Raw genomic sequence first — 1,426 nt, 5'->3', positions numbered from 1 at the left:
TTGAGAGAACACTCTCAATGGTTTGGTGGCGATAGCGAAGAGGTCACACCCGTTCCCATGCCGAACACGGAAGTTAAGCTCTTCAGCGCCGATGGTAGTCGGGGGTTTCCCCCTGTGAGAGTAGGACGCCGCCAAGCTTTTTGTTTTATCTACCATGTTTTTGTTTATGAAGCTTATAATATTCCGCAGTAGCTCAGTGGTAGAGCTATCGGCTGTTAACCGATCGGTCGTAGGTTCGAGTCCTACCTGCGGAGCCATTGCTTCCATAGCTCAGCAGGTAGAGCACTTCCATGGTAAGGAAGAGGTCAGCGGTTCGAGCCCGCTTGGAAGCTTATCTAAATACGTTGATCTGAAGCAGTTTCCACGCGTTATGGAACTGTTATTTTTGTATTTAAATAAGCAAAGACCCTGTTACTGCTCTCCGCAGAAATCAAGGTGAAAATATAACAGCAGCCTTCTTAGGAAGTCTGCTGTTATATTTTCAAAGAGATATGGCTTCCGTGATATAAATAGCATAATTAGGTTAACTTAATTGTATGTATAATAGATCTAAGCAGTTTAATTTCTTGAATGGTCAAGTTCTGATCCAGAGAACGAAGTTTTCTTTTTTGCAGCCTTAGGTTAGTACAGATTATTATTAAATTTTTAAACGGTATTGACTTTTATCAAAACCCTGATATAATTACTTTTGTCATAATGCACTGTATGAATTTCCGGATATGCTTTTGCTTTAGATTAAGCAGAGAGCTACACCGGTTGGAGCATAACTGAGTTTTCCTTTTTTCTGATGCTGTTGTTTTTATTTTAACAGTTCATTATTTCTTGCGGAAGTAGTTCAGTGGTAGAACATCACCTTGCCAAGGTGGGGGTCGCGGGTTCGAATCCCGTCTTCCGCTCCATTTATTTTTGCGCCCGTAGCTCAATTGGATAGAGCGTTTGACTACGGATCAAAAGGTTAGGGGTTCGACTCCTCTCGGGCGCGCCATAATGCACTTGAAATCGGGAAGTAGCTCAGCTTGGTAGAGCACATGGTTTGGGACCATGGGGTCGCAGGTTCGAATCCTGTCTTCCCGACCATTCTCAAACTTTAAGATAATGTACTGATTATATTTTTCCTCTTTATTTTAAAAAACACTTGATTTATAGAAAGATAACATGGTATATTATTAAACGTCGCTGATGAACAGCAGACAAAACAAAAAGCTTCGAAAACGACTTAAAAAAAGTTGTTGACATAAAAGAAGCTGAGTGGTAAGATAATAAAGCTGCTTCACAAGCGGTAATGATCTTTGAAAACTAAACAAGACAAAACGTACCTGTTAATTCAAAGTTTTAAATAAATCGCACAGCGATGTGCGTAGTCAGTCAAACTACTTTATCGGAGAGTTTGATCCTGGCTCAGGACGAACGCTGGCGGCGTGCCTAA

5 tRNA genes and 1 rRNA gene are annotated in these 1,426 nt (G+C 41.1%); all 6 read left to right on the top strand.

What is annotated here, in order from left to right:
• The first annotated feature begins 21 nt into the window (after positions 1 to 21).
• The 6 genes from rrf (at position 22) to ACH32G_RS18805 (ending at position 1,077) form a co-directional block, all read left to right on the top strand.
• Positions 22 to 137: ribosomal RNA gene (rrf, locus tag ACH32G_RS18830) — 5S ribosomal RNA — on the top strand.
• Between the two features lie 45 nt (positions 138 to 182).
• Positions 183 to 257, top strand: a tRNA-Asn gene (locus ACH32G_RS18825).
• 2 nt (positions 258 to 259) lie between these two features.
• Positions 260 to 332 (top strand) — tRNA-Thr (locus tag ACH32G_RS18820).
• A 492-nt stretch (positions 333 to 824) separates the two neighbouring features.
• Positions 825 to 899: transfer RNA gene (locus tag ACH32G_RS18815), tRNA-Gly, on the top strand.
• Positions 900 to 908: 9 nt separating this feature from the next.
• A tRNA-Arg gene (locus tag ACH32G_RS18810) sits at positions 909 to 985 on the top strand.
• Positions 986 to 1,000: 15 nt separating this feature from the next.
• A tRNA-Pro gene (locus ACH32G_RS18805) sits at positions 1,001 to 1,077 on the top strand.
• Positions 1,078 to 1,426: the final 349 nt, after the last annotated feature.

The organism is Bacillus sp. CIS52 (genome assembly GCF_053545315.1).
This window is presented reverse-complemented; position numbering and strand designations above follow the sequence as displayed.